The sequence below is a fragment of the Cupriavidus sp. 22TCCZM01-5 genome, from assembly GCF_057798915.1.
The window spans coordinates 348,072-370,535 of record NZ_JBYOJR010000001.1 but is presented as its reverse complement, the minus strand read 5'-3'; the positions used below and the strand labels follow the sequence as shown (position 1 = coordinate 370,535).

The window sequence follows — 22,464 nt, the reverse complement described above, 5'->3', positions numbered from 1 at the left end:
TCGGCAAGGGCAAGGCTGCCTGAAACCCCCGTCGGTGTTTTCCCCATGCGTTGCGAAAGACCGACATGCCGCCGCAGCCCGCAAACGCAGGCCGGCGTTCAAAAAACCGATAGAATTCAGGGTTTGGCACCAACCGTATGCGTCGCCCGCTGCACTTTGCCTGCAGCCCGCGCCAGAGATGGCGCGGCATCGCGGCGGGACTCCCGATCTAGTCTCCCTATGCTGACCTTCCAACAAATGATTCTGACCCTGCAGGCCTACTGGGACCGGCAGGGCTGCGCACTCCTGCAACCCATCGATCTGGAGGTCGGCGCGGGGACTTCGCACGTGCACACCTTCCTGCGCGCGATCGGACCGGAGCCCTGGCGCGCGGCCTACGTACAGCCGTCGCGCCGGCCCAAGGACGGCCGCTACGGCGAGAACCCGAACCGCCTGCAGCACTACTACCAGTACCAGGTGGTGCTCAAGCCCGCGCCGGAAAACATCCTCGAGCTGTACCTCGGCTCGCTCGAAGCGCTGGGCCTGGACCTGAAGCAGAACGACATCCGCTTCGTCGAAGACGACTGGGAGAACCCCACCCTGGGCGCATGGGGCCTGGGCTGGGAAGTCTGGCTCAACGGCATGGAGGTGACGCAGTTCACCTACTTCCAGCAAGTCGGCGGCATCGACTGCAAGCCCATCACGGGCGAAATCACCTATGGCATCGAACGCCTGGCCATGTACCTGCAGAAGGTCGAGAACGTCTACGACCTGGTGTGGACCGAGTGGGAAGAGAACGGCGAAATGCGCCGCCTGACCTATGGCGATGTCTACCACCAGAACGAGGTCGAGCAGTCCACGTACAACTTTGAGCACAGCAACACCGAAATCCTGTTCCGCCATTTCGCCGAGCATGAAGGCGAAGCGAAGCGCCTGATGGGCGATACGGGCAAGCCGGACGACAGCGGCGCCGCAGCGCAAGCCGGAACCGGCCCGCGCCTGGCCCTGCCCGCCTATGAACAGGTGCTCAAGGCCGCCCACACGTTCAACCTGCTGGACGCACGCGGCGCGATTTCCGTGACCGAGCGTGCCGCGTATATCGGCCGCATCCGCAACCTCTCGCGCCAGGTGGCACAGGCCTACTACGATTCGCGCGAAGCACTGGGCTTCCCGATGTGCGGCGGGGCCAAGGCATGACGATGCTCGCGCGCAGCGCGCTGTGCTGCGCCCTGGCAATGGCCGTGCTGGCAGCGACGGGCGCCGCCGCCGCGCGCGCCACGGCCCAGCCTGCGCCGGGCCCGCAGGCGCTGCTGCTGCCTGCCGAGCTGTCCAATGTGTGCGAAGGCGATCCGCTGGGGCTGCAGCTGGCCATGGCGCGTCACTGGCGCCCGTCGCTGAATGCGCTCGACCAGTGGACGCAGCTGGTGCGGTCGTTTGCGTGCGACCTGTCCGGCTCGCGCGATCTCGGCTGGCACCGCGTGCCGCTGCGGGCCTACGAAAGCGCGATCCGCTACCCGCTGACCTGGGTCGAGACGGAAACCCGCAACGGCAAGGCGCGCCGCGTCGTGCGTACCTACTATTCGGCCGCACAGTTGCCGTCGAAGATCGATTTCTGGGTGGGCGGGAACATCGACGAGATCCGCTACGACAAGCGCCTGCGCCGTATCGAAGCACGCTTTCCGGCCGCGGGCAGCCGCCCTGCCGGCAACGGTGCGGCGAGTGCCGTCGCCGTGGCGCAATGCGCGTCCACCACGCTGCAATTCCGGCAACAGAACGGCCTCTGGCTGCTCTCCGGTGTAGAACCTAATCTTGCGCCGCGCTGCTGATTGCAGGGCGTGCCACAACCTGTTGGAAACGATTCATGTCGCAACCCATGACCGACTCGCTGCTGATCGAACTGTTCACCGAAGAGCTGCCACCCAAGGCCTTGTCGCGCCTGGGCGACGCCTTCGCGCAGGGCCTGTTCGCCGGCCTGCGCGAGCGCGATCTGCTTGAAGCCGATGCCGCCGTCACGCCCTACGCTTCGCCGCGCCGCCTGGCCGCGCTGGTTTCCGGCGTGCGCCGCAGCGCACCGGACCGCGAGCAGCGCGAGAAGGTCCTGCCGCTGTCCGTGGCGCTGGGCGCCAATGGCGAACCCACCGCGCCGCTGGCCAAGAAGCTCGCCGCGCTGGCCAAGTCCGTCGGCGTGCCCGAGATCGACTGGCAGACGCTGGAGCGCGCCTCCGACGGCAAGGCCGAGGCCTTCTTCTATCGCTACACCGCCAAGGGCGCGGAGCTGGCCGGCGGCCTGCAGGCCGCGCTGGACGACACCATCGGCAAGCTGCCGATCCCGAAGGTGATGAGCTATCAGCGCCCGGACGGCAACACGGTGCATTTCGTGCGCCCCGCGCACCGCCTGGTGGCGCTGTTCGGCAGCGAAATCGTGCCGGTCTCCTTGCTGGGCCTGCAGGCCAGCAACCTGACGCAAGGCCATCGCTTCCTGTCTCAGGGCGTGATCGAGGTCCCGCACGCGACGCAGTATGCGGACGCGCTCCTGCAGCAGGGCAAGGTGATCGCCAACTATGCGCAGCGCCGCGAGTCGATCCGCGAGCAGTTGCTCAAGGCCGCCGGCGCCGACCAGGTCGTGATGCCGGACGCGCTGCTGGACGAAGTGACTTCGCTGGTGGAATGGCCGGTGGTCTACGCCTGCCATTTCGAGGAAGCCTTCCTGGCCGTGCCGCAGGAATGCCTGATCCTGACGATGCAGACCAACCAGAAGTACTTCGCGCTGACCGACGCCGAAGGCCACCTGCGCAACCGCTTCCTGATCGTTTCCAACCTCGCCACCGACACGCCGCAGTCGATCATCACGGGCAACGAGCGCGTCGTGCGCCCGCGCCTGGCCGACGCCAAGTTCTTCTTCGACCAGGACCGCAAGAAGACACTGGCCTCGCGCGTGCCGCAGCTCGCGAGCGTGGTCTACCACAACAAGATCGGCACCCAGCTTGACCGCGTGCAGCGCCTGCAGCAGATCGCCGGGCATATCGCCGACGCGCTGAATGCCGCCGGCGTCGCGGTCGACAAGGCCGCCGCCATGCGCGGCGCCGAACTGGCCAAGGCCGACCTGCTGACCGACATGGTCGGCGAGTTCCCCGAGCTGCAGGGCACCATGGGCACGTACTACGCCCGCCACGACGACGAGGCCGAGGACGTCGCGCTGGCCTGCTCCGAACACTACCGTCCGCGCTTTGCCGGCGATGCGCTGCCCGAAGGCGCCGTCAGCACCGCCGTGGCGCTGGCCGACAAGCTGGAAACGCTGGTCGGCATCTGGGGCATTGGCCTGCAGCCGACCGGCGAAAAGGACCCGTTCGCACTGCGCCGCCACGCGCTGGGCATCCTGCGCATGCTGATCGAGAAGCCGCTGGCCCTGTCAGTCGACGCGCTGCTCGCGCTGACCCAGCAGGCCTTTGCCGGCGTACCCGCCGTCAAGCCGGCCCCCGAGGCCATCGCCGACTTCCTCTATGACCGTGTGCGCGGCTACCTGAAGGACAAGGGCTACACCACGAACGAAGTCGAAGCCGTGGTCAGCCTGCGTCCGCAGCAGCTGCACGACGTGATCGGCCGCATGGAAGCCGTGCGCACCTTCGCCGCGCTGCCCGAGGCCGAGGCACTGGCCGCCGCCAACAAGCGCATCACCAACATCCTGAAGAAGAACGCCGAAGCCGCCCAGGACATTGCCGCGGTCAACCCGGCCCTGTTCCAGGAAGATGCCGAACGCGCGCTGCATGGCGCCATCGAGCGCGTGCGCCCGGCCGTGGAAGCCGCCTTCGCGTGCGGCGACTTCACCAGCGCGCTGCGCGACCTGGCCCAGCTGCGCGAGGCCGTGGACGGCTTCTTCGACAACGTGATGGTGATGGCCGAGGATGCACAGCTGCGCGCCAATCGCCTGGCGCTGCTGGCCTCGCTGCACGCGCTGGCCAACCGCGTGGCCGATATCTCCAAGCTGGCGGCGTGACCGACAGCCACACCGGGAACCAGATATGCCGCAGATGCCGCCCAAGTTCGTCATCCTCGATCGTGACGGGGTGATCAACCTCGACAGCGACCAGTTCGTGAAATCGGCCGACGAATGGGTGCCGATCGAGGGCAGCCTCGAAGCCATCGCCGCGATGAACCAGGCGGGCTACCGCGTGGTGGTCGCCAGCAACCAGTCCGGCATCGGCCGCGGCTTGTTCGAGATGAGCGCGCTCAATGCCATGCACGAGAAGATGTACAAGGCACTGGCCAATCTCGGCGGGCGCGTCGACGCCGTGTTCTTCTGCCCGCATACCGCGGCCGACGCCTGCGACTGCCGCAAGCCCAAGCCCGGACTGCTCGACCAGATCGGCGAACGCTTCGGTATCGAACTCAAGGGCGTGCCCATTGTCGGCGACTCGCTGCGCGACCTCGAGGCCGGCGTGGCAGTCGGCTGCACGCCGCACCTGGTCCTGACCGGAAAGGGCCGGAAGACCCTGGACAAGGGCGGCCTGCCTCCGGGCACGCGCGTTCACGACGACCTGCGCGCATTCGCGCGCTGGCTGGCCGACGGCGACGGCGCGCCGCGCACGACTGCTTCCTGACCCTCAGCTGACCCACTGCCGACCCCATCAAGCGCCCCTCGATGACCTATTTGCGTTCCTTTCTGTTTGCGCTGTACCTGCTGGTGCTGACGCCGCCCTACGCATGCGCCTGCTTTATCGTGTTCCCGTTCATGAATGCCGCGCGGCGCTTCGATTTCGTGCGCGGGTGGACCCGCCTGGCGATTGGCGCGGCACGCCTGTTCTGCGGCATCCGTTACCGGATCGAAGGCCGGGAGCACATGGACAACATGCTGGACAAGCCCGTGGTGCTGCTCTCCAAGCACCAGTCTGCGTGGGAGACCATCGCCTATGTGGCGCTGATGCCCAAGCCGCTGTGCTATGTCTTCAAGCGCGAGCTGCTGCTGGTGCCGTTCTTCGGCTGGGCGCTGGGCATGCTGAAGATGGTGCATATCAACCGCAAGGAAGGCACCAAGGCATTCTCCTCCGCCGCGCGCCAGGGCCGCGAACGCCTGGCCGAGGGCGCGTGGATCATCATGTTCCCCGAGGGCACGCGCACGCCGTCGGGACTGGCAAACCCGCGCTACAAGAGCGGGGGCGCCCGGCTCGCCGTGGAAACCGGGGCGTGGGTGATTCCCATGGCCGTCAATTCGGGCCGCGTGTGGCCGCGCAATTCCTTCCTCAAGTACCCAGGCACGATCACGATCTCGATCGGGCCGTCGATTCCTTCGGCCAACAAGACGGCCGACCAGCTTAACCAGGAAGTGCGCGACTGGATCGAGCGCGACATGCGCCGCATCGACGCGCAGAGCTACGCCAACGGACAGGCCGCATGAGCTTGCTGCGCCCCGCACCCGACGCCCCCGGCGCCCAGCTGGAGCTGCCGCTGGCCGACAACGGGGAGGGCATCGTAGCGGGGCTCGCGACGCCGCAGGGACAACCGTCGCAGCCGCCCGCGGGCGGGTGGCCCGCGCCGCAACCGGACGCCCGCAGGCTCCAGATTGGCGAGCACACGCTGCACTACACGCTCAAGCGTTCGTCGCGCCGGACCATCGGCTTCACGGTCGACGACCGCGGCCTGTCGATCACCGCGCCGCGCTGGGTCACGCTGGCCGATGTCGAGAGCGCCATCGTCGAAAAGCAGCGCTGGATCCTGAGCAAGCTCGGCGAATGGCGCCAGCGTGAAACGCGGCGCGTGCTGCCGACCATTCAGTGGCGCGATGGCGCCACCCTGCCCTTCCTCGGGCAGACCATCACGCTCGTCCTGGAGTCCCCCATCGGCGCGGTGCTGTTCAATGGCGAGACACGGGTGCTCCACCTGGCCATGCCCGCACATGCCGACGAGCAGCAGATCAAGGACCGCGTGCAGAGCTGGCTGCAGCAGCAAGCGCACCGCCTGCTGCCGCAACGGCTCGACCACTACGCCGAGCGCCTCGGCGTGCGCCATTCCGGATTTGCGCTGACCTCGGCCGCCACGCGCTGGGGTAGCTGCACCGCGGACGGCAAGATCCGCCTGAACTGGCGGCTGATGCACTTCCCGATGTCGATGATCGACTATGTCGCGGCGCATGAACTGGCGCATCTGAAGGAGATGAACCACGGTCCGCGCTTCTGGGAAACCGTGGAATCGATCTTCCCGGAGTTCCGCGACGCACGCGCGCAGTTGCGCGCGCATCCGCCCGAGTTGCTGCCGACGTTCTGAGCCGTTGCCCCGAGGCGGATGACACCGCCCGCCTCGCCGGTGCGTTTCACGCAAACGCACTAAAATGTCGCATTCCCTCCAAGAACGACCCACAGGGCATCTCAAATGCGACTCCTCCATACCATGCTGCGCGTCGGCGACCTGCAGCGCTCGATTGATTTCTACACCCGCGTGCTCGGCATGCAGCTGCTGCGCGAAAGCGACAACCCGGAGTACAAGTACCGCCTGGCCTTCGTCGGCTATGGCCCGGAGAGCGAGACCGCGGTGCTGGAACTGACCTACAACTACGGCGTCGACAAGTACGACCTGGGCAGCGCCTACGGCCATATCGCGCTGGAGACCGACAACGCCGCTGCGGCCTGCGACCGCATCCGCGAGGCAGGTGGCAAGGTCACCCGCGAAGCCGGCCCGGTCAAGGGCGGCACTACCGTGATTGCATTTGTCGAGGACCCGGACGGCTACAAGATCGAACTGATCGAGCGCCATTCCACGCGCGACGCCGGCCGTCCCTGAGCGCGCCCGGCATGGACGCGCAAACCCTGAGCCGGCGCCCGCTCGATGGCGCCGCCGTCGGCCTGATGGTGGTGCTGTGCGCTGCCTGGGGGCTGCAGCAGGTCGTGATCAAGCTGACCGCGCCGCTGATGGGCGCGGTGCTGCAGGCGGGCGTGCGCTCGGCCATTGCGGCGCTGCTGGTGTTCGGCTTTGCCGCCTGGCGCGGCACGCCGATCTGGCAGCGCGACGGCACGCTTGGCGCGGGCCTGCTGGCGGGGCTGCTGTTCGGCGCCGAATTTTTCTGCATCTTCGTCGGGCTCGGCCACACCACGGCATCGCGCATGGCGGTGTTCCTGTACACCGCGCCGATCTTCACGGCGATCGGCCTGCATTTTGCCGTTGCCGGCGAGCGACTGCAGCGGGCCCAATGGTTGGGCGTCGTGCTGGCCTTCTGCGGCATGGTGCTGGCCTTTGCGGACGGCATGACGGCAACGTCCGCGCATGGCAGCACGCTGGCCGGCGACGCGCTGGGCGTGGTGGCCGGCCTGCTGTGGGCCGCGACCACCGTGGTCGTGCGTGCGACGCCGCTGGCCAGCGCCCCGGCCAGCAAGACCCTGCTCTACCAGCTCGCGGTGTCCGGCGTGCTGCTGCTGGCCATGGCGCTGATGGGCGGCCAGGCGGACGGTGTGCAGCTCAACGGCGCGGTGCTGGCCAGCCTGTTCTACCAGTCGGTGCTGATCGCGTTTGCCAGCTACCTGGCGTGGTTCTGGCTGCTGCGCCGGTATCTTGCCTCCCGGCTTTCCGTATTTTCGTTCCTGACGCCGCTGTTCGGCGTCGCCTTCGGCGTGGTGCTGATGCAGGATGCGGTGGGGCCGCGCTTTGCCGTGGCCGCGCTGCTGGTGCTGGTTGGCATCGTGCTGGTTAATCGGCGGGGCTGACGCCGAACCATAAAAAAACGCGCGGTGAATCCGCGCGTTTTTTTGTCGAGCCGCTGCCGGCCCCGGCAATCTTCAACGGCTGCCGAACGAGAACATGCCCAGCGCCTCGCGCACTTCCTCCAGCGTCTGCTGGGTGATGGCCTTGGCCCGATTGGTGCCCTCACGCAGCAGATCAAACACATAGTCCGGGTCCTTGGCGAGCTGCTCGCGGCGCTCACGGATCGGGCCCAGCAGGTCGTTCAGCACGCTTTCGACGCGGCGCTTGAGCACCATGTCGCCCAGCCCGCCACGGCGGTAGTGCGCCTTGAGCTCTTCGACTTCCACCACATTCGGGTCGAAGGCATCGAGGTAGGTGAACACCATATTGCCCTCGACCTGGCCCGGATCGGAAACCTTCAGGTGGTTCGGGTCGGTGTACATGCTGTGCACGGCCGCCTTGACCTGCTCGGGGCTGGCGCCCAGCGCGATGGCATTGCCCTGCGACTTGCTCATCTTGGCCTTGCCGTCGACACCGGGCAGGCGTCCGAACTTCGGGATCAGCGCCTGGCATTCCTTCAGCACGTCGCGTCCAACCTGGTGGTTGATGCGGCGCACGATCTCGTTGGTCTGCTCGATCAGCGGGGCCTGGTCTTCACCAACCGGCACGATGTCGGCCTTGAAGGCGGTGATATCCGCCGCCTGGGCCGCCGGATAACACATGAAGCCGGCCGGGATGTCGCGGCCGAAGCCGCGCGCCTGGATCTCTTCCTTGATGGTCGGGTTGCGCTCCAGGCGCGATACCGTGACGAAGTTCAGGTACATCAGCGTCAGCTCGGCCAGCGCCGGCAGGTACGACTGCACGGTGATGGTCGTCTTGGTCGGGTCGATGCCGACGGCCAGGTAGTCCAGCGCGACCTCGAGCACGTTGCGGCGCACCTTGTCGGGATCGTGCGCGTTGTCGGTCATGGCCTGCGTGTCGGCCAGCAGCAGGTACTGCTCATGCGTGTCCTGCAACTGCACGCGCGTCTTGAGCGAGCCAACGTAGTGGCCGAGGTGCAGCGGGCCGGTGGGACGATCGCCGGTCAGGATGACCGGTCGCTTGTTGGTTTGCGTGTTGGCTGTCATTGCGGAAATTCGCGGAAATTTCGGGATGTAAGCGGTCTGTGCCTTCAGGCGGCCGGCCTGTCGGAGGCGGCACCGCCAAGGCGGCGCGCCAGTTCGACGTATTCGCCGACGGGCACCTCTTCGGCGCGGCGGCCCAGGTCAAAGCCGATCGCCTCGAAGTCGACCTGGTCGCGCAGGAACGATAGCGTATTGCGCAGCACCTTGCGCCGCTGCGAGAACGCGGCGGTGACCAGGTCGCCGAGCACGGTGATGTCGCAATCGGCATGCGGCGAGCGCAGCCGGCCGTCTTGCGAGCGCGGCCACGGGATCATGCGAACCACGGCGGAATCGACCTTGGGCGGCGGATTGAAAGAGCCCGGCGGCACGTCGAGCACGTGCTCCATGTGGTAGCGCACCTGGAGCATGATCGACAGGCGTCCGAAGGCCTTGCTGCCGGGTTCGGCCACCATGCGGTCGACCACTTCCTTCTGCAGCATGAAATGCTGGTCGCGCACGTGGTCGGCATACTCCATCAGGTGGAACAGCAGCGGGCTCGAAATGTTGTACGGCAGGTTGCCGACGATGCGCAGCGGGCGCCCTGGCACCTGCAACCGGCCAAAATCGAAGGCCAGCGCGTCGCCGGCATGGATCTCCAGACGGTCGCCGTAGCGGCGCCGCAGCCGCTCGACCAGGTCGCGGTCCAGTTCGACCACCTGCATCTGCGGCAGGCGCTCGAGCAGCGGATCGGTCAGCGCGCCCAGGCCGGGGCCGATCTCCACGAGCACATCGTCAGGCAGCGGATTGATGGCATTGACGATGCCGTGGATGACGGATTCGTCGACCAGGAAGTTCTGGCCGAATCGCTTGCGGGCCACGTGGCCCTGGTGCATGTTTGAACGCATGGAGGAATACACCACTAGTGCGTCGGCCTGGCCGTTGCATGCACGCCGTTGGCATGCCCGGCCATGGTGACCGCACTGCGGATGGCCTCGATCATGCTGCCGTGTTCGGCCTGGCCGCTGGCGGCCAGGTCGAGCGCGGTGCCGTGGTCGACCGAGGTGCGGATAAAGGGCAGGCCCAGCGTGATGTTCACGCCGTGCCCGAACGTGCCGTACTTCAGGGGCGCCAGTCCCTGGTCATGGTACATCGCCAGTACGCAGTCGGCGTCGCGCAGGTGGCGCGGCTGGAACAGCGTGTCGGCAGGGTATGGGCCGCGCGCGTCGATGCCGGCATCTTGCGCCAGCGCCAGCGCGGGTTCGATGATGTCGATTTCCTCGCGGCCCATGTGGCCGCTCTCCCCGGCATGAGGATTGAGGCCGGTCACCAGGATACGCGGCCGCGCAATGCCGAACCAGCGGCGCAGGTCAGCGTCGATGATCGACAGCGTCTGCAGCAGCAGCGGCACTGTCAGGGCATCGGGCACCGCACGCAGCGGCAGGTGCGTCGTGGCCAGCGCCACGCGCAGCATGGCGTTGGCATGCGCCGGCTGGGGGCCGGCCAGCATCATCACCACGCGCGGCACGCCGGCCGCCTCGGCAAGGTATTCGGTATGGCCGGTGAACGGCACGCCGGCATCGTTGATCGTGCTCTTCTGCACAGGAGCCGTGACCATGGCCGCGAAACGCGCGGGCGTTCCAGGATGGGACCGGCAGCCGGCAATCGCGGCATCGAGCATCGACAGCACATAGGGGCCGTTGCGCGCATCCAGCCGGCCCGGCTCGCACGCAACCGCCAGCGGTACGTGGTGAATGACGACATCGCCCTCGGCAACGCGGCGCTCCCAGGCATGCGCGACGCCAAGTGCGGCGGCGCGCGATGCCAGCAGGTGCGCATCGCCGAGCACATGGTAGCGGCAGTGCCCATTCTCGCCCGCGAGCTGCAACAGCGCCCCGATGGTGATGTCGGGGCCGATACCGGCGGGTTCGCCGGTCGAGATGGCTAGCGCAAGCGGGTCGGGCATGTCGGGATCGTGCGGCGGGGCCTCAGCGCTGTCGGTTGACGCGGTATTCGACGTACGCCTGCGAACGCAACTGGCGCACCCAGTCATCATAGGCCGCGCGCAGCTTCTGTTCGCGGATTTCGGCACGCGCGAAGTCGCGCTGCTTCTCGGGCGCCATCTCGGTTTCGCGGCGGTTCTGCACCTGGATCAGGTGCACGCCGAACTGCGTCACCACCGGCTCCGAAATTTCGCCGGGGCGCAGCCGGTTCATGGCCTGCTCGAATTCCGGCACCAGTTCGCCCGGCGATACCCAGCCAAGGTCGCCGCCGGCCTGGGCCGAGCCGTCCTGAGAGAAGCGCTTGGCGGCGTCGGCAAAGTCACCGCCGTGCGTAATGCGGTCGCGCAGCGTGCCGAGCTGGCGGCGGGCCTCGGCTTCCGGCATGTTCGGGCCGGTGCGGATCAGGATGTGGCGGACCTGGGTCTGCGTAATGCGCGAGGCCGCGGCCGGGTTGGGGGTTGCGGCCGCAGGCGCCACACGTTTGGCGGCCAGCTTCAGGATGTGGAAGCCGTTGGCGCTTTCCACCACTTCCGGCGCCACGGCGCCTGGCTGCAGATCGACCACGGCATTGGCGAAGACGGCGGGCAGACGGCCGATCTCGCGAAAGCCCATGGCGCCGCCCTGGGCCGCCTCAGGCCCCTCCGAATTCGACTGCGCCAGCTGGGCGAAATCGGCACCGCCCTGCGCCTGCTTGAGCAGTCCTTCTGCCTTGGTCTTCAGCGCCTGCTTCTGCGCGTCGGAGGCATCTTCCGGCACGCGCACGAGGATCTGCGCGACGTTGAACTCGGTCGGCCCGGTCGCTGCGCCCTGGCCGCCGCGCGCCGCAAGGTAGTTGTCGATCTCGCCGTCATACACCTGTACCTTCGAGTCCACTTCACGCTCGCGCAGGCGGATCACCTGCACCTGCTTGCGCAGCTCGTCCCGATACTTGGCCCAGGTCATGCCGCTGGATTCGACGCGGCGGCGCAGCTCGGTGGCACTCAGGCGGTTCTGCTGCGCGACCGATTCGATCGCGCGGTCCAGTTCCTGGTCGGTCACCTTGATGCCGGCGTCCTGCGCGGCCTGGGTCTGCACGCGCTCCATCACCAGGCGCTCGAGCACCTCGCCGAGCAGGTCCGCGCGCGGCGGCGCCGGGCGGTTGGCGGCACGAAGCTGGCTCTCGATCTCGTCGGCGCGGTCGAGCAGTTCGCGGCGCGTGATCACGCTGTTGTTGACCACCGCGACGACTTCATCGACGAGCTGTGAACGCTTGCTGCTGCTCGGTTGCGGCACGCCAAGCTGCGGCTGGCTGGACGGGACGGCCACGTCCGAGGCCTGCGGCACGAAGATGCCAGTGGTGCGCGGCGCTTGCGAAGGCGCCTTGAGCTGCGCCAGGGCAGGTCCTGCCACGGCAGCCAGCACGGCCGACAGCAGCACGCGGCGCCACGGCGACAACACCAGGGAAAACACGGCAAATTCTTGACGTTTCATCGTAATCCGTCATTCATAGTGATCAAACTGGGTCGTCGGCACCGGCTTGGCGGTGACGGGTTCGTACCCAGGAACATTCAGGCGCAGGATATCCAGCGGATTCGAGCCAATCTTAGACAGCCCGCGGAACTCCACCTGCAGGAAGATGCGGCCGGTATAGCCCTGCGAGGTGTTGCGGAAGCGCTGGTAGACCACGCGGCCGACCCAGCAGTCCGCAGCGTATTCCACGCCGGCCAGCGCATCGACCATCTGGTTGGCGTTCCGGTCGAAAGCGAAGCGCCCAATGCCATACGCGCGCTGGGTAATCGGCCACTGACCGGAAATCTCGAACTGGTCGATCGCGGTATTGTCCGTCACCGACGTGGCGCGCCGGTAGCGGTAGCCCATGTTGAGCAGCTTGCGCGGCTCGGGACGCCAGGCGAAGGCCAGGTTCGAGTAATTGACGTGCTCCGAATCCGGATTGTATTGGATCCCCGCGTCGAGGTAGTAGCCGCGGAACAGCTGGATGGTGGTGGCCGCCAGCAGGTCCGAGCTGCCGGCCTTCGGATCCTGCAGCGTGCCATTGATCTGCACGCGCTGCCCGCTGAAGTCATAGCGCTGTGCGATCGTGCCGCGGAAACGCTCGATGCCGGAATCGGCTTCGATCAGGCGCGTGGTCAGGCCCGCGGTCAGCTTGTTGTTGTCGGCAACCCGGTCGTAGCCGGTAAACGGGTTCTCGGAGAAGATCTGGCCATAGCCGAAGTCCGACTGCACGGTATCGAACAGCGGGAACTGGCTCTGGTCGCGGAACGGCGTGTAGACGTAGAACAGCCGCGGTTCCAGAGTCTGCAAGTAGTTGACGCCAAACAGCCGGCTCATGCCCGGCGCGCTGCGCTCAAAGGTCATGCCCGAGTCAAAGCTGAAGGTCGGTACCGTACGCGACAGATTGTTCTGCGCCGTCGGGGTGTTGCTTTGCGCCTCCATCTGGTACTGCGTCGCGTTGAAGATGACCTTCGGCGTCACATACCAGCCCGGGCGCACGATCGGATAGCTGATCGCCGGCTGCACGAACATGCGCTCGCCCTGCGGCTGCTGGAAGCCGGTCGACGTCAGCGGAATGCGAAAGCGCGTGTAATCGGCCTCCACCTGCACATCGAAGCCGCCAAGGTCGTACCGAAGGTACTTGCCATTGAGCTGTGGCTCGCGCTCGTACGACGGCCCGCTCGGCAGCAGCGTCTGGAACTTCTGCACGCGCGCCAGTACCGTGAAGTCCTGCCAGTTGTATGTGACGCCGCCTTCCTGGACGTATTGCCGCTGGGTCGATTGCGCCACGGTGCGCGTCAGGTCGTCCGGATACTTGTCGTCCGATACGCGGTTCAGGTTCAGGTAGGCGTTCAGCCCCTGCGCGAGGCGCTGGTTATGCTGGAACGAATAGGACCAGCGGTTGGTCCCGGTCTGCCGGTCGTCCGGCAGGATCTCCGCGCGCAGCCGGCCTGCATAGCCGTCGCCCAGGTACCGGTAGTCGCCACCCAGCATAAAGCCGCGCGACGTCATGATGCGCGGATAGAGCGTCAGGTCGCGGTTCGGCGCGATGTTGAAATAGTACGGCAGCGTGACGTCGAGGCCCGATTTCGAGCCGTAGCCGAACAGGGGCGACAGGAAGCCGCTGCGGCGCTCGTCGGTGAGCGGGAAACTGAACACCGGCGCGGCCGCGATCGGCACGTCGAAGAAATGCAGCACGCCGCCGTAGGCCACGCCAACCTGGCGGTCGCTGTCCAGGTCGAGCTGGCGCGCACTGAAGTACCAGTCGGCATTGTCCGGCGAACAGGTCGTGTAGGTGGCCCGCTTGATCACGCTGCGGTCCTTGTCCACGAAATCGATGCGTTCGGCCTTGCCCGTGCCGCCGGTCTGCTGGAAATAGTAGTCGGGCGAGAGCATGTAGCCCTCGTTCGCCTCGACCTTCATGCGCGCCTCGGGGCCCACTGCCAGCGCGCCGCCGCGCGACACGCGGGCGTTGCCGTGGGCGAAGGCCTCGTCGGTATCCTGGTCGTAGGTCAGCTTGTCGCCCTTGACCACTGCGCCGCCGCGGCGCAGCTCGGCGTTGCCTTCGATCGCCACGCCACGCTCGTTGTAGCCGGTCAGCCGGTCACCGGACACGAACGCCGGCGGGTTCTCGCCGGGTTCGCCGGACTTGGCCGGCTCCGCCAGGCGCGGCACGAGCTCGCCGGACACAGGGGGCGCCAGCGGCACCTCAGGGGCGGCCTCGACGACAGACTCGGTCTGTTCGATGTCGGGCACGGCCGAACCGGACATCTGCGCATGCGCACCCACCGACAGGCCGGCCATGGCCAGCACCAGTGGCCGCAGGGCGCTGGCAGGCAGCCGGCCGGTGCGGCGGGAAAGGCCGGGAAGCGCAGGCGGCTTGTGGGCTCGTTGGTTCGGTGATCGTCGTTGTTCGGTCATGCGAGCGGGTTTTCAGTCACGTCGTCGGTGGCGGCTTGCCTGCTAGCCGCCAGCCCCCGTCGGAACAGGCTGCGGGGCAACCGGGGCCCCTCCCGGGGGCCGCCCGGCACCCGGGTCTGGTCGGGTATTATACGGGGCAACCAATACTCCCTTTCCGGCATGGCAGCACTTCCCCACGACCCACGCCTGGACCAGCTCAAATCCTGGGTGTCCGGACTCGGTCCGGACTGGTCCGTCGACCCCGATTCCTGCACTCCCGCTTCGTCCGACGCCAGTTTCCGGCGCTACTTCCGCGTCAGCACGGCCAACGCCGCGCACCCGACGGCTGTCGTGATGGATGCGCCGCCCACGCATGAGGACTGCCGGCCGTTCATCCATGTCGCGGCACTCTTCGGCGACGCCGGCGTCACGGTGCCCACGGTCCTGGCACAGGATCTGGGGCAGGGCTTCCTGCTGCTGGCCGATCTCGGCAGCCAGACCTACCTGTCCCGGCTCGACGACTCCTCCGCAAGCGGCATGTATGCCGACGCGGCCGCCGCGCTGGTACGCATCCAGGCCGCCACTCGGGCCGGCGAACTGCCGGCCTACGACCGTGCCCTGCTGCAGCGCGAGCTGGACCTGTTCCCGCAGTGGTACATCGCGAAGCACCTGGGCGCCACGCTCACCGAAGCCCAGCAGGCCGATCTACGCGAAGTGATGGATGTGCTGCTTGCCAACATCCTGGCGCAGCCGCAGGTCTACGTGCACCGCGACTATCACTCGCGCAACCTGATGGTGATGCCCGGCAGCGCCAACCCCGGCGTGCTCGATTTCCAGGACGCCGTGATCGGCCCGATTACCTACGACGCGGTCTCGCTGTGGCGCGACGCCTATATCGAGTGGGACGAGGAGCAACAGCTCGACTGGCTGATCCGCTACTGGGAGCGCGCGCGCAAGGCCGGCCTGCCGGTGAATGCCGATTTCGGCGAGTTCTACCGCGATTTCGAGTGGATGGGCCTGCAGCGCCACCTGAAGGTGCTTGGCATCTTCGCGCGCCTGTACCACCGCGACGGCAAGGACGGCTACCTCGCCAACCTGCCTCTTGTGCTCAAGTACACGCGCCAGGTCGCGGGCCGCTACACCGAACTGCGCAAGCTGATCCGCCTGCTCGACGCGCTCGAGGGCGTCGCCAGCCCGGCCGGCTATACGTTCTGAGCGGGGCCCGCGCAGTGCCCCCACCGGAGCCTCCCGACAACCTGCCCGCCATCACACGCTCGGGCGAATGGTGGGCCGGCGTGCGCGCGCTCGCCCCGATGCTGCTGGGCGTGGTGCCGTTCGGCCTGATCTATGGCGTGCTGGCGGTCGGCGCCGGCATGCCCGCCTGGCTGGCCTGCGCGATGAGCGCCATCGTCTTCGGCGGCGCATCGCAGATGATCCTGACGCAACTTTGGTCGGCCGGCACTCCGGCCCTGGTCATCGCCGTCACGGTGGCCATGGTGAACCTGCGCCATGCGCTCTACTCCGCCACCATCGCCCCTACGCTGGCACATCTGCCGCGCCGCTGGAAGGCACTGGTCGCCTACCTGCTGACCGACGAGGCCTTTGCCGCCATGACGCACCGGCTGGCCGACACCGGACCGCGCCAGCGCTACCGCCACTGGTTCTACTTCGGCGGCGGTTTCGCGCTGTGGGCCAGCTGGCAGCTGTCGACGCTGGCCGGCGTGCTGGTCGGCGCCCAGGTGCCGCGCGACTGGCCGCTGGACTTCTTCCTGCCGCTGACCTTCATCGGCATCATCGTGCCGGGGCTCAGGCACCGCGCGCAGGTCGCCGCGGCACTGGTGGCGTCAGCCCTTGCGGTGGCCTGCTTCGGCATGCCGCACAAGCTCGGGCTGATGGTCGCCGCACTCGGCGGCATTGCCGCCGGCATGCTGCTGCTCGGCCGCGGCAACCTGTCCAGCAAGCGTCCGGCCAGCAAGGACGCCACCGTCGGCAAGGAGCCCGCATGAACTCGCTGACCTTGCTGTGGGTTTTCATTGGCGCCGGGCTCGCCACCTTCCTGATCCGCCTGTCGTTCATCGCGGTCGAAGGCCGCGTGCGGCTGCCGGCGTGGTTCCGCACCGCGCTGCAGTTCGTGCCGGCCGCCATGTTGTCCGCGCTGATCGCCCCCGACCTGCTGATGCGCGGCGGCGAACTTTACGTAAGCCCGCTCAACGCAAGGCTGGTTGCCGGCCTGGTTGCTATCGTGATCGCTGCGCGCACGCGCAGCATCGGCTGGACCATCGTCGGCGGCATGGCCGCCCTGCTCGCCATGGAGACCCTGATTTGAAAGCCATGATCTTCGCCGCCGGCCGCGGCGACCGCATGCGTCCGCTGACCGATACCTGCCCCAAGCCGCTTCTGTCCGTAGGCGGCAAGCCGCTGATCGTCTGGAAGATCGAGGCACTCGTGCGTGCCGGGCTGCGCGACATCGTCATCAACCATGCCTGGCTCGGCGAGCAGATCGAGGCCGCGCTTGGCGATGGCAGCCGCTTTGGCGTGCGCATCGCCTACTCCGCCGAGGGCAGCGCGCTGGAGACGGCCGGCGGCATCGCCAAGGCGCTGCCTCTGCTGTCACAGGCTCCTGAACGCGGCGAGATTTTCCTGGCCGTTTCCGGCGATATCTTCTGCGAGTACGATTTCCGCACACTGCTGCCACGTGCCCGCGAGATGGCCGGCGCACCAGCCCCGCGCATGCACCTGGTGATGGTGCCCAACCCGCCCTTCCATCCGGCCGGCGACTTCGCCCTGCGGCCCGATGGCCGGCTGGCGCTCGACCCGGCGCCGGGCGCAGAGCGCCTGACCTTCGGCAATATCGGCCTGTATGACACGCGCCTGTTCAGCGATATCGTCCCCGGCACCAAGGTGGCCATGACGCCTTGTTACCGCGCCGCCATCGCGGCGGGCACCGCCAGCGGCGAGCGCTTCGAGGGCTGCTGGGAAAACGTCGGCACGCCGGCCCAGCTGGCCGCGCTGAACGACGCCGTCGCCGCGCGCGGCACCGCCACCGCAGGCGGCGCCTGAGTCGCCTGCCGGCGCTGCCGGGCCTGGTGCCCCGGCGGCGTTAGAATCTGATGCATTCCCCCATCCAGTTGGCAATCCTATGTCCTCTCCCGATACCGCCCTCCTGGCGTCTTGCCGCGACCGTCGCGCCCGCGTGCTGCAGCACCTGCGCGCCGCCGGCGGTGGCGTGGCCATCCTGCCCACGGCGCCGGAAGCCATGCGCAACCGCGACAGCGACTATCCGTACCGGCACGACAGCTATTTCTATTACCTGACCGGCTTCACCGAGCCCGAATCCGTGCTGGTGCTGGTCGCCGGCCAGGGCACTGAAGCCGACCGCAGCATCCTGTTCTGCCGCCCGAAGCATGAAGAGCGCGAGATCTGGGACGGCTTCCGCTACGGCCCCGACGGTGCACGCGCGGCCTTCGGCTTCGATGAAGCCCATTCGGTCGAAGAGATCGACGCCATCCTGCCGGGCCTGCTTGCCAACCGTGCGCAGCTCGCCTATCCGCTGGCCGCTTCGACGCGCACGGACATGCAGATGCGCCGCTGGCTGGATGCGGTGCGCATGCAGGGCCGCGCCGGCGTAGCGGCGCCCGCGGTCGCGGTCGATATCCGCACGCTGCTCGACGAGATGCGCCTGATCAAGGATGCGGGCGAACTGGCCACCATGCGCCGCGCCGGGGAAATCTCCGCGGGCGCCCATGTAAGGGCCATGCAGGCAAGCCGTCATGGCCTGCGCGAGTTCCATCTCGAAGCCGAGCTGCTGTACGAATTCCGCCGCCACGGCGCGCAGAGCGTGGCCTACAACTCGATCGTCGCGGCCGGCCCCAATGCCTGTGTGCTGCACTACCGCGCGGGTCCCGCCGAACTGCGCGACGGCGACCTGTGCCTGATCGATGCCGGCTGCGAGCTGGATGGCTATGCCTCCGACATCACCCGCACCTTCCCGGTGTCCGGCCGCTTTTCGCCGGCCCAGCGCGAGCTGTATGACCTCGTGCTGGCCGCGCAGGATGCCGCCATTGCCGAGACGCGCGCCGGCGTGCCCTACAACGTGCCGCACGATGCCGCGGTGCGCGTGCTCGCGCAGGGCATGCTCGACACCGGCCTGCTAGACCGCAACAAGGAAGGGACGCTCGACGACGTGCTGGCGAGCGGCAGCTACCGGCGTTTCTATATGCACCGCACCGGCCACTGGCTCGGCATGGACGTGCATGACGTGGGCGAATACCGGGCCGCCGCGGCCGACGGGAATGGCGAACGTCCGTGGCGGCCGCTGGAACCGGGCATGGTCGTGACCGTGGAACCGGGCATCTACGTGCGTCCGGCCGAGGACGTGCCCGAGCGCTACTGGCATATCGGCATCCGCATCGAGGACGATGCCGTGGTCACCAGCGGCGACTGCGAGATCATCACGCGCGGCGTGCCGGTCAAGGCCGACGAGATCGAAGCCCTGATGCGGGACCGCAACAGCACAGGCGGAGGCAAGGCATGATCGGCTGGTTGCGACGACTGTTCCCCGGCGGCGCCGGAACGCCGCACAATGCGCCCACGAAACGCCACGTCGATCCGAACGAGCCGTTCGTGCTCAACCTCTATGACGACCGCGTGGTGGTGCACCGCCCCGACGGCCAGCGCGAGGAGGTCATGTGGGATTCGCTCGAACGCGTGGTGGTGCGTGTTTCCAAGGTTGCACCCTGGGCCGGCAAAGCCTGGCTGATCATGGTGGGCGCCCCCGACAGCGGCCAGGGCTGCGTCGCGCCGATGGACGCGGCCAACGCCAGCGCACTGCTGGAGCGCCTGCAGGCCCTGCCCGGCTTCAACCAGCAGAAGCTCGACAACGCGCTGCGCGATGCTGAAGCCGGCAAGTCGCGCTCCGATGCGATCTGCTGGAAGCGCGGCGCGGCTGAGCAGGCGCAGGATCTTGATACGGACGGGAGCGCCAGCAATGACGCAGGCCGAGCCTGAAGTCCGGGACATCGCCATCGTCGGCGGCGGGCCGGTGGGCCTGGCGCTGGCCTGCCAGCTGCTGCTGGCGACCGACTGGCGCATCACGCTCATCGATGCCGCCACGCCGGCGCGGGCCGCGCGCGACCCGCGCGCCATCGCGCTATCCCATGGCAGCCGGCAGCTGCTGGAGCAGATCGGTGCCTGGCCGGTTGCCGGCACGGCGATCGAGCATATCCATGTCTCGCAACGCGGCCATCTCGGCCACGTGAAGCTCCACCATGACGACTACGGCGTGCCCGCGCTCGGCTATGTGGTGCGCTATGGCGAGCTGTGCAATGTGCTGGAGCGTGCGCTGGGCCGTGCAGTCCAGCAGGCCGGCGCATCGCGCCTGCTGCGCGTATTCGAGACGCGCATCGACGAATTGCGGCAGGATCCGCCGATCGGCGGGGACTTCGACGGCCTGGACGCCATGGCCGGCGCGGTGCACCTTGCCGGCACGACGGCCGATGGGCAGGCGGCGCGCTTTGCCGCGCACATCGCCGTGCAGGCCGAAGGCGGCCTGTTCCACCAGCAGGCCGCACATGCGGGCCAGGGCGCGCGGCACCGCGACTACGGCCAGACCGCCGTGATCGGTCACGTGGCCTGCTCGCGGCCGCAGCCGGGCTGGGCCTGGGAGCGGTTCACGGCCGAAGGGCCGCTGGCGCTGCTGCCCTACGACGAGCATGGCGTCGACGGCTACGCGCTGGTCTGGTGCTGCCCGCCCGAACAGGCCGCGCGGCGGCTGGCGCTGTCCGACGCCGACTTCGCGGCCGAGCTCGGCGAGGCGTTCGGCGACCGGCTGGGCCGCTTCATGCTTGCCGGCAAACGCCACGCATTCCCGCTCGGGCTCAACGCGGCGCCGGTGACGGTCGATGGCCGCATCGCGGCCGTGGGCAATGCCGCCCAGACCCTGCATCCTGTGGCGGGCCAGGGTCTCAACCTGGGACTGCGCGATGCCTTCGCGCTCGCGGACTCGCTGCGCACCAGCTGCACGCCGCGCGCGCTGCAGGCGTTTGCGTCACGGCACCGCGTGGACCGGGCGGTGACCATCGGCGTGACGGACCTGTTGCCGCGTGCGTTCGGCGTCAACTACCCGCTGGCCGCGCATGCGCGCGGGGCATCGCTGGCGGCGCTGGCCTGCCTGGCACCGCTCAAGCACGCGCTGGCACGGCACATGATGTTCGGTATGCGCCGCTGAAATGCACTGGCGGGGCCACACATGCGGCCCCCGCCACTTTTCGGCTAATCGATTCGAGGCATTTTCAGACTCCTCCCCTTGCCTTGATGCTCAATTCTTGGGCAGCAGCAGTCTTTTGGCGGTAGAATCCAGCCCTCGCTCATGCCCGTGAATATTGCCGACAGCCGTTTCGGCACGGGCGTGTTTTTCCGTTTCACTCCAGAACCACGCAGCCGGGCCGTCCTGTTTCGCATTGCGCAACGCGCGTGCTGCCGGAAGCCATGGCCACCGGAATCGCCACCCCAACGTGCAGATCGGACCACACCAACTTCGCAACAATCTGTTCGTCGCCCCCATGGCGGGCGTGACGGACCGCCCTTTCCGCCAGTTGTGCAAGCAGCTGGGCGCGGGCTATGCGGTGTCGGAAATGGTGGCGTCGAATGCGCAGCTGTGGAAAAGCGAAAAGACCATGCGCCGCGCCAACCACGCCGGCGAGGTCGAACCCATCTCGGTACAGATCGCCGGCGCCGAGCCGGGCATGATGGCCGAGGCCGCCCGCCATAACGTGGACCGCGGCGCGCAGATCATCGATATCAACATGGGCTGCCCGGCCAAGAAGGTCTGCAACGTGGCGGCGGGCTCCGCGCTGCTGCAGAACGAGCCGCTGGTGGTCCGCATTGTCGAAGCCGTGGTGGGTGCCGTGGGCGACCGCGTCCCGGTCACGCTCAAGATTCGCACCGGCTGGAACCGCGAGAACCGCAATGCCTTGCGCATCGCGCGCATGGTGGAAGACGCGGGCATCAGCATGCTGACCATCCACGGCCGCACGCGCGCCGACCTGTACCACGGCGATGCCGAGTACGAGACCATCGCCGCGGTCAAGGCCGCCATCGGCATTCCGGTGGTGGCCAACGGCGACATCACGACACCGCAGAAGGCAAAGCAGGTACTGGCGCTGACGGGCGCCGACGCCATCATGATCGGCCGCGCGGCGCAGGGCCGGCCGTGGCTGTTCCGCGAGATCGAACACTTCCTGGCCACCGGCGAATTGCTGCCGCCGCCGGAAGTGGCCGAGATCCGCGCCATCATGAACGCGCACCTGGAAGACCACTATGCGTTCTACGGCGAGTTCACCGGCGTGCGCACCGCGCGCAAGCATATTGCGTGGTACACGCGCGGGCTGCGCGGCGCGAACCTGTTCCGGCACCGCATGAACACGCTGGAGACCACCGGCGAACAGCTCGCCGCGGTCAACGCCTTCTTCGACGAGCAGGCGCAGTGGTCCGACCGGCTGGTCTATGTCGATGAAGCCGGCGCGGGCGAGGGGGAAGATGAAACGGACAACAACAACAAAAAAGGGGAGTTGCTTGCCGCATGAGCCGCAATGCTATCGACCAGTGCATCCGGGACAGCCTGGACAGCTACTTTCGGGATCTGGACGGCGAAGAGCCGTCCAATATGTACAACATGGTGCTGGAGGCCGTCGAGCGCCCGCTGCTCGAAGCCGTGATGGTGCGCGCCGAGCGCAACCAGTCGCTGGCCGCCGCCTACCTGGGCATCAATCGCAATACGCTGCGCAAGAAGCTGCAGCTGCACGGTTTAATTTGAAATTGAAGCGTTT

Annotated in this window: 22 protein-coding genes; 17 read left to right on the top strand and 5 right to left on the bottom strand. The window is 67.7% G+C overall.

The genetic code is table 11. The annotated features are described in order from the left end of the window. Nucleotides 1-219 precede the first annotated feature (219 nt). The 8 genes from glyQ to AC3FNH_RS01825 all read left to right on the top strand — a co-directional run bounded on the left by glyQ (nucleotide 220) and on the right by AC3FNH_RS01825 (nucleotide 7,667). A complete protein-coding gene (glyQ, locus tag AC3FNH_RS01860) occupies nucleotides 220-1,176 on the top strand; it encodes a glycine--tRNA ligase subunit alpha (RefSeq protein WP_276099500.1) in 957 nt (318 codons plus the stop codon). Further along, entirely contained in the window at nucleotides 1,173-1,805 is a 633-nt protein-coding gene (locus tag AC3FNH_RS01855; protein ID WP_488718868.1) for a hypothetical protein, read from the top strand. The genes glyQ and AC3FNH_RS01855 overlap by 4 nt, the downstream gene beginning before the upstream one ends. A gap of 35 nt (nucleotides 1,806-1,840) precedes the next feature. Next, nucleotides 1,841-3,973: a glycine--tRNA ligase subunit beta gene (gene glyS, locus AC3FNH_RS01850; protein ID WP_488718867.1), complete on the top strand. Its 2,133-nt coding sequence runs from the start codon at nucleotides 1,841-1,843 to the stop codon at nucleotides 3,971-3,973. 25 nt (nucleotides 3,974-3,998) lie between these two features. Next, on the top strand, nucleotides 3,999-4,577 hold the full coding sequence (gene gmhB, locus AC3FNH_RS01845; protein WP_276099497.1) for a D-glycero-beta-D-manno-heptose 1,7-bisphosphate 7-phosphatase: 579 nt from the start codon (nucleotides 3,999-4,001) through the stop codon (nucleotides 4,575-4,577). 41 nt (nucleotides 4,578-4,618) lie between these two features. Continuing rightward, a complete protein-coding gene (locus AC3FNH_RS01840; RefSeq protein WP_488718866.1) occupies nucleotides 4,619-5,371 on the top strand; it encodes a lysophospholipid acyltransferase family protein in 753 nt (250 codons plus the stop codon). Then, nucleotides 5,368-6,237 (top strand): M48 family metallopeptidase, encoded by an 870-nt coding sequence (locus AC3FNH_RS01835; RefSeq protein ID WP_488718865.1) that lies wholly within the window; start codon nucleotides 5,368-5,370, stop codon nucleotides 6,235-6,237. Before AC3FNH_RS01840 ends, AC3FNH_RS01835 begins: the two co-directional genes overlap by 4 nt. Before the next feature lie 105 nt (nucleotides 6,238-6,342). Further along, complete coding sequence (gloA, locus tag AC3FNH_RS01830; protein ID WP_276099494.1) at nucleotides 6,343-6,750, top strand: lactoylglutathione lyase; 408 nt, start codon at nucleotides 6,343-6,345, stop codon at nucleotides 6,748-6,750. 11 nt (nucleotides 6,751-6,761) lie between these two features. Beyond that, the gene (locus AC3FNH_RS01825) at nucleotides 6,762-7,667 is read left to right on the top strand and encodes a DMT family transporter (protein ID WP_276099493.1); all 906 of its coding nucleotides are present in this window, start codon (nucleotides 6,762-6,764) and stop codon (nucleotides 7,665-7,667) included. A 72-nt stretch (nucleotides 7,668-7,739) separates the two neighbouring features. On the opposite strand, the gene trpS is transcribed toward AC3FNH_RS01825, so the two are convergent. The 5 genes from trpS to AC3FNH_RS01800 are packed head-to-tail and all read right to left on the bottom strand — an operon-like array spanning nucleotide 7,740 to nucleotide 14,659. After that, nucleotides 7,740-8,771, bottom strand: a complete 1,032-nt coding sequence (trpS, locus tag AC3FNH_RS01820) for a tryptophan--tRNA ligase (protein ID WP_276099492.1) — start codon at nucleotides 8,769-8,771, stop codon at nucleotides 7,740-7,742. 44 nt (nucleotides 8,772-8,815) lie between these two features. Beyond that, nucleotides 8,816-9,652: a 16S rRNA (adenine(1518)-N(6)/adenine(1519)-N(6))-dimethyltransferase RsmA gene (gene rsmA / locus AC3FNH_RS01815; protein ID WP_276099491.1), complete on the bottom strand. Its 837-nt coding sequence runs from the start codon at nucleotides 9,650-9,652 to the stop codon at nucleotides 8,816-8,818. Between the two features lie 14 nt (nucleotides 9,653-9,666). Beyond that, nucleotides 9,667-10,710: a 4-hydroxythreonine-4-phosphate dehydrogenase PdxA gene (gene pdxA / locus AC3FNH_RS01810; RefSeq protein WP_276099490.1), complete on the bottom strand. Its 1,044-nt coding sequence runs from the start codon at nucleotides 10,708-10,710 to the stop codon at nucleotides 9,667-9,669. A 22-nt stretch (nucleotides 10,711-10,732) separates the two neighbouring features. After that, a complete protein-coding gene (locus AC3FNH_RS01805; protein WP_488718864.1) occupies nucleotides 10,733-12,217 on the bottom strand; it encodes a peptidylprolyl isomerase in 1,485 nt (494 codons plus the stop codon). A gap of 9 nt (nucleotides 12,218-12,226) precedes the next feature. Further along, a complete protein-coding gene (locus AC3FNH_RS01800; RefSeq protein WP_488718863.1) occupies nucleotides 12,227-14,659 on the bottom strand; it encodes an LPS-assembly protein LptD in 2,433 nt (810 codons plus the stop codon). A gap of 159 nt (nucleotides 14,660-14,818) precedes the next feature. On the opposite strand from AC3FNH_RS01800, the gene AC3FNH_RS01795 reads away from it, so the two are divergent. The 9 genes from AC3FNH_RS01795 to AC3FNH_RS01755 all read left to right on the top strand — a co-directional run bounded on the left by AC3FNH_RS01795 (nucleotide 14,819) and on the right by AC3FNH_RS01755 (nucleotide 22,451). Then, the gene (locus AC3FNH_RS01795; RefSeq protein ID WP_488718862.1) at nucleotides 14,819-15,853 is read left to right on the top strand and encodes an aminoglycoside phosphotransferase family protein; all 1,035 of its coding nucleotides are present in this window, start codon (nucleotides 14,819-14,821) and stop codon (nucleotides 15,851-15,853) included. A 98-nt stretch (nucleotides 15,854-15,951) separates the two neighbouring features. Beyond that, nucleotides 15,952-16,644, top strand: coding sequence for an AzlC family ABC transporter permease (locus AC3FNH_RS01790; protein ID WP_488718916.1), 693 nt, complete (start codon nucleotides 15,952-15,954; stop codon nucleotides 16,642-16,644). Further along, complete coding sequence (locus AC3FNH_RS01785; protein ID WP_211948850.1) at nucleotides 16,641-16,964, top strand: AzlD domain-containing protein; 324 nt, start codon at nucleotides 16,641-16,643, stop codon at nucleotides 16,962-16,964. The genes AC3FNH_RS01790 and AC3FNH_RS01785 overlap by 4 nt, the downstream gene beginning before the upstream one ends. After that, on the top strand, nucleotides 16,961-17,698 hold the full coding sequence (gene murU / locus AC3FNH_RS01780) for an N-acetylmuramate alpha-1-phosphate uridylyltransferase MurU (RefSeq protein ID WP_276099486.1): 738 nt from the start codon (nucleotides 16,961-16,963) through the stop codon (nucleotides 17,696-17,698). Before AC3FNH_RS01785 ends, murU begins: the two co-directional genes overlap by 4 nt. Nucleotides 17,699-17,777: 79 nt before the next feature. Then, complete coding sequence (locus AC3FNH_RS01775) at nucleotides 17,778-19,172, top strand: aminopeptidase P N-terminal domain-containing protein (protein WP_276099485.1); 1,395 nt, start codon at nucleotides 17,778-17,780, stop codon at nucleotides 19,170-19,172. Next, a complete protein-coding gene (locus tag AC3FNH_RS01770) occupies nucleotides 19,169-19,645 on the top strand; it encodes a hypothetical protein (RefSeq protein ID WP_488718861.1) in 477 nt (158 codons plus the stop codon). Before AC3FNH_RS01775 ends, AC3FNH_RS01770 begins: the two co-directional genes overlap by 4 nt. After that, a complete protein-coding gene (locus AC3FNH_RS01765; RefSeq protein WP_488718860.1) occupies nucleotides 19,626-20,864 on the top strand; it encodes a UbiH/UbiF/VisC/COQ6 family ubiquinone biosynthesis hydroxylase in 1,239 nt (412 codons plus the stop codon). Before AC3FNH_RS01770 ends, AC3FNH_RS01765 begins: the two co-directional genes overlap by 20 nt. A gap of 286 nt (nucleotides 20,865-21,150) precedes the next feature. After that, nucleotides 21,151-22,221, top strand: a complete 1,071-nt coding sequence (gene dusB, locus AC3FNH_RS01760; protein ID WP_488718859.1) for a tRNA dihydrouridine synthase DusB — start codon at nucleotides 21,151-21,153, stop codon at nucleotides 22,219-22,221. After that, nucleotides 22,218-22,451, top strand: coding sequence for a Fis family transcriptional regulator (locus AC3FNH_RS01755; protein WP_211948844.1), 234 nt, complete (start codon nucleotides 22,218-22,220; stop codon nucleotides 22,449-22,451). The genes dusB and AC3FNH_RS01755 overlap by 4 nt, the downstream gene beginning before the upstream one ends. The last annotated feature ends 13 nt before the right edge of the window (nucleotides 22,452-22,464 follow it).

Excerpts from the sequence above, each read along its gene's own strand:
- AC3FNH_RS01800 (WP_488718863.1), bottom strand. The coding sequence starts at position 14,659 with ATGACCGAACAACGACGATCACCGAACCAACGAGCCCACAAGCCGCCT.
- gloA (WP_276099494.1), top strand. The coding sequence starts at position 6,343 with ATGCGACTCCTCCATACCATGCTGCGCGTCGGCGACCTGCAGCGCTCG.
- glyS (WP_488718867.1), top strand. The coding sequence starts at position 1,841 with ATGTCGCAACCCATGACCGACTCGCTGCTGATCGAACTGTTCACCGAA.
- AC3FNH_RS01805 (WP_488718864.1), bottom strand. The coding sequence starts at position 12,217 with ATGAAACGTCAAGAATTTGCCGTGTTTTCCCTGGTGTTGTCGCCGTGG.
- AC3FNH_RS01825 (WP_276099493.1), top strand. The coding sequence starts at position 6,762 with ATGGACGCGCAAACCCTGAGCCGGCGCCCGCTCGATGGCGCCGCCGTC.
- AC3FNH_RS01770 (WP_488718861.1), top strand. The coding sequence starts at position 19,169 with ATGATCGGCTGGTTGCGACGACTGTTCCCCGGCGGCGCCGGAACGCCG.
- rsmA (WP_276099491.1), bottom strand. The coding sequence starts at position 9,652 with ATGCGTTCAAACATGCACCAGGGCCACGTGGCCCGCAAGCGATTCGGC.
- AC3FNH_RS01840 (WP_488718866.1), top strand. The coding sequence starts at position 4,619 with ATGACCTATTTGCGTTCCTTTCTGTTTGCGCTGTACCTGCTGGTGCTG.
- AC3FNH_RS01775 (WP_276099485.1), top strand. The coding sequence starts at position 17,778 with ATGTCCTCTCCCGATACCGCCCTCCTGGCGTCTTGCCGCGACCGTCGC.
- AC3FNH_RS01785 (WP_211948850.1), top strand. The coding sequence starts at position 16,641 with ATGAACTCGCTGACCTTGCTGTGGGTTTTCATTGGCGCCGGGCTCGCC.
- gmhB (WP_276099497.1), top strand. The coding sequence starts at position 3,999 with ATGCCGCAGATGCCGCCCAAGTTCGTCATCCTCGATCGTGACGGGGTG.
- AC3FNH_RS01765 (WP_488718860.1), top strand. The coding sequence starts at position 19,626 with ATGACGCAGGCCGAGCCTGAAGTCCGGGACATCGCCATCGTCGGCGGC.
- trpS (WP_276099492.1), bottom strand. The coding sequence starts at position 8,771 with ATGACAGCCAACACGCAAACCAACAAGCGACCGGTCATCCTGACCGGC.
- AC3FNH_RS01795 (WP_488718862.1), top strand. The coding sequence starts at position 14,819 with ATGGCAGCACTTCCCCACGACCCACGCCTGGACCAGCTCAAATCCTGG.
- AC3FNH_RS01855 (WP_488718868.1), top strand. The coding sequence starts at position 1,173 with ATGACGATGCTCGCGCGCAGCGCGCTGTGCTGCGCCCTGGCAATGGCC.
- AC3FNH_RS01835 (WP_488718865.1), top strand. The coding sequence starts at position 5,368 with ATGAGCTTGCTGCGCCCCGCACCCGACGCCCCCGGCGCCCAGCTGGAG.
- AC3FNH_RS01790 (WP_488718916.1), top strand. The coding sequence starts at position 15,952 with ATGCTGCTGGGCGTGGTGCCGTTCGGCCTGATCTATGGCGTGCTGGCG.
- AC3FNH_RS01755 (WP_211948844.1), top strand. The coding sequence starts at position 22,218 with ATGAGCCGCAATGCTATCGACCAGTGCATCCGGGACAGCCTGGACAGC.
- glyQ (WP_276099500.1), top strand. The coding sequence starts at position 220 with ATGCTGACCTTCCAACAAATGATTCTGACCCTGCAGGCCTACTGGGAC.
- pdxA (WP_276099490.1), bottom strand. The coding sequence starts at position 10,710 with ATGCCCGACCCGCTTGCGCTAGCCATCTCGACCGGCGAACCCGCCGGT.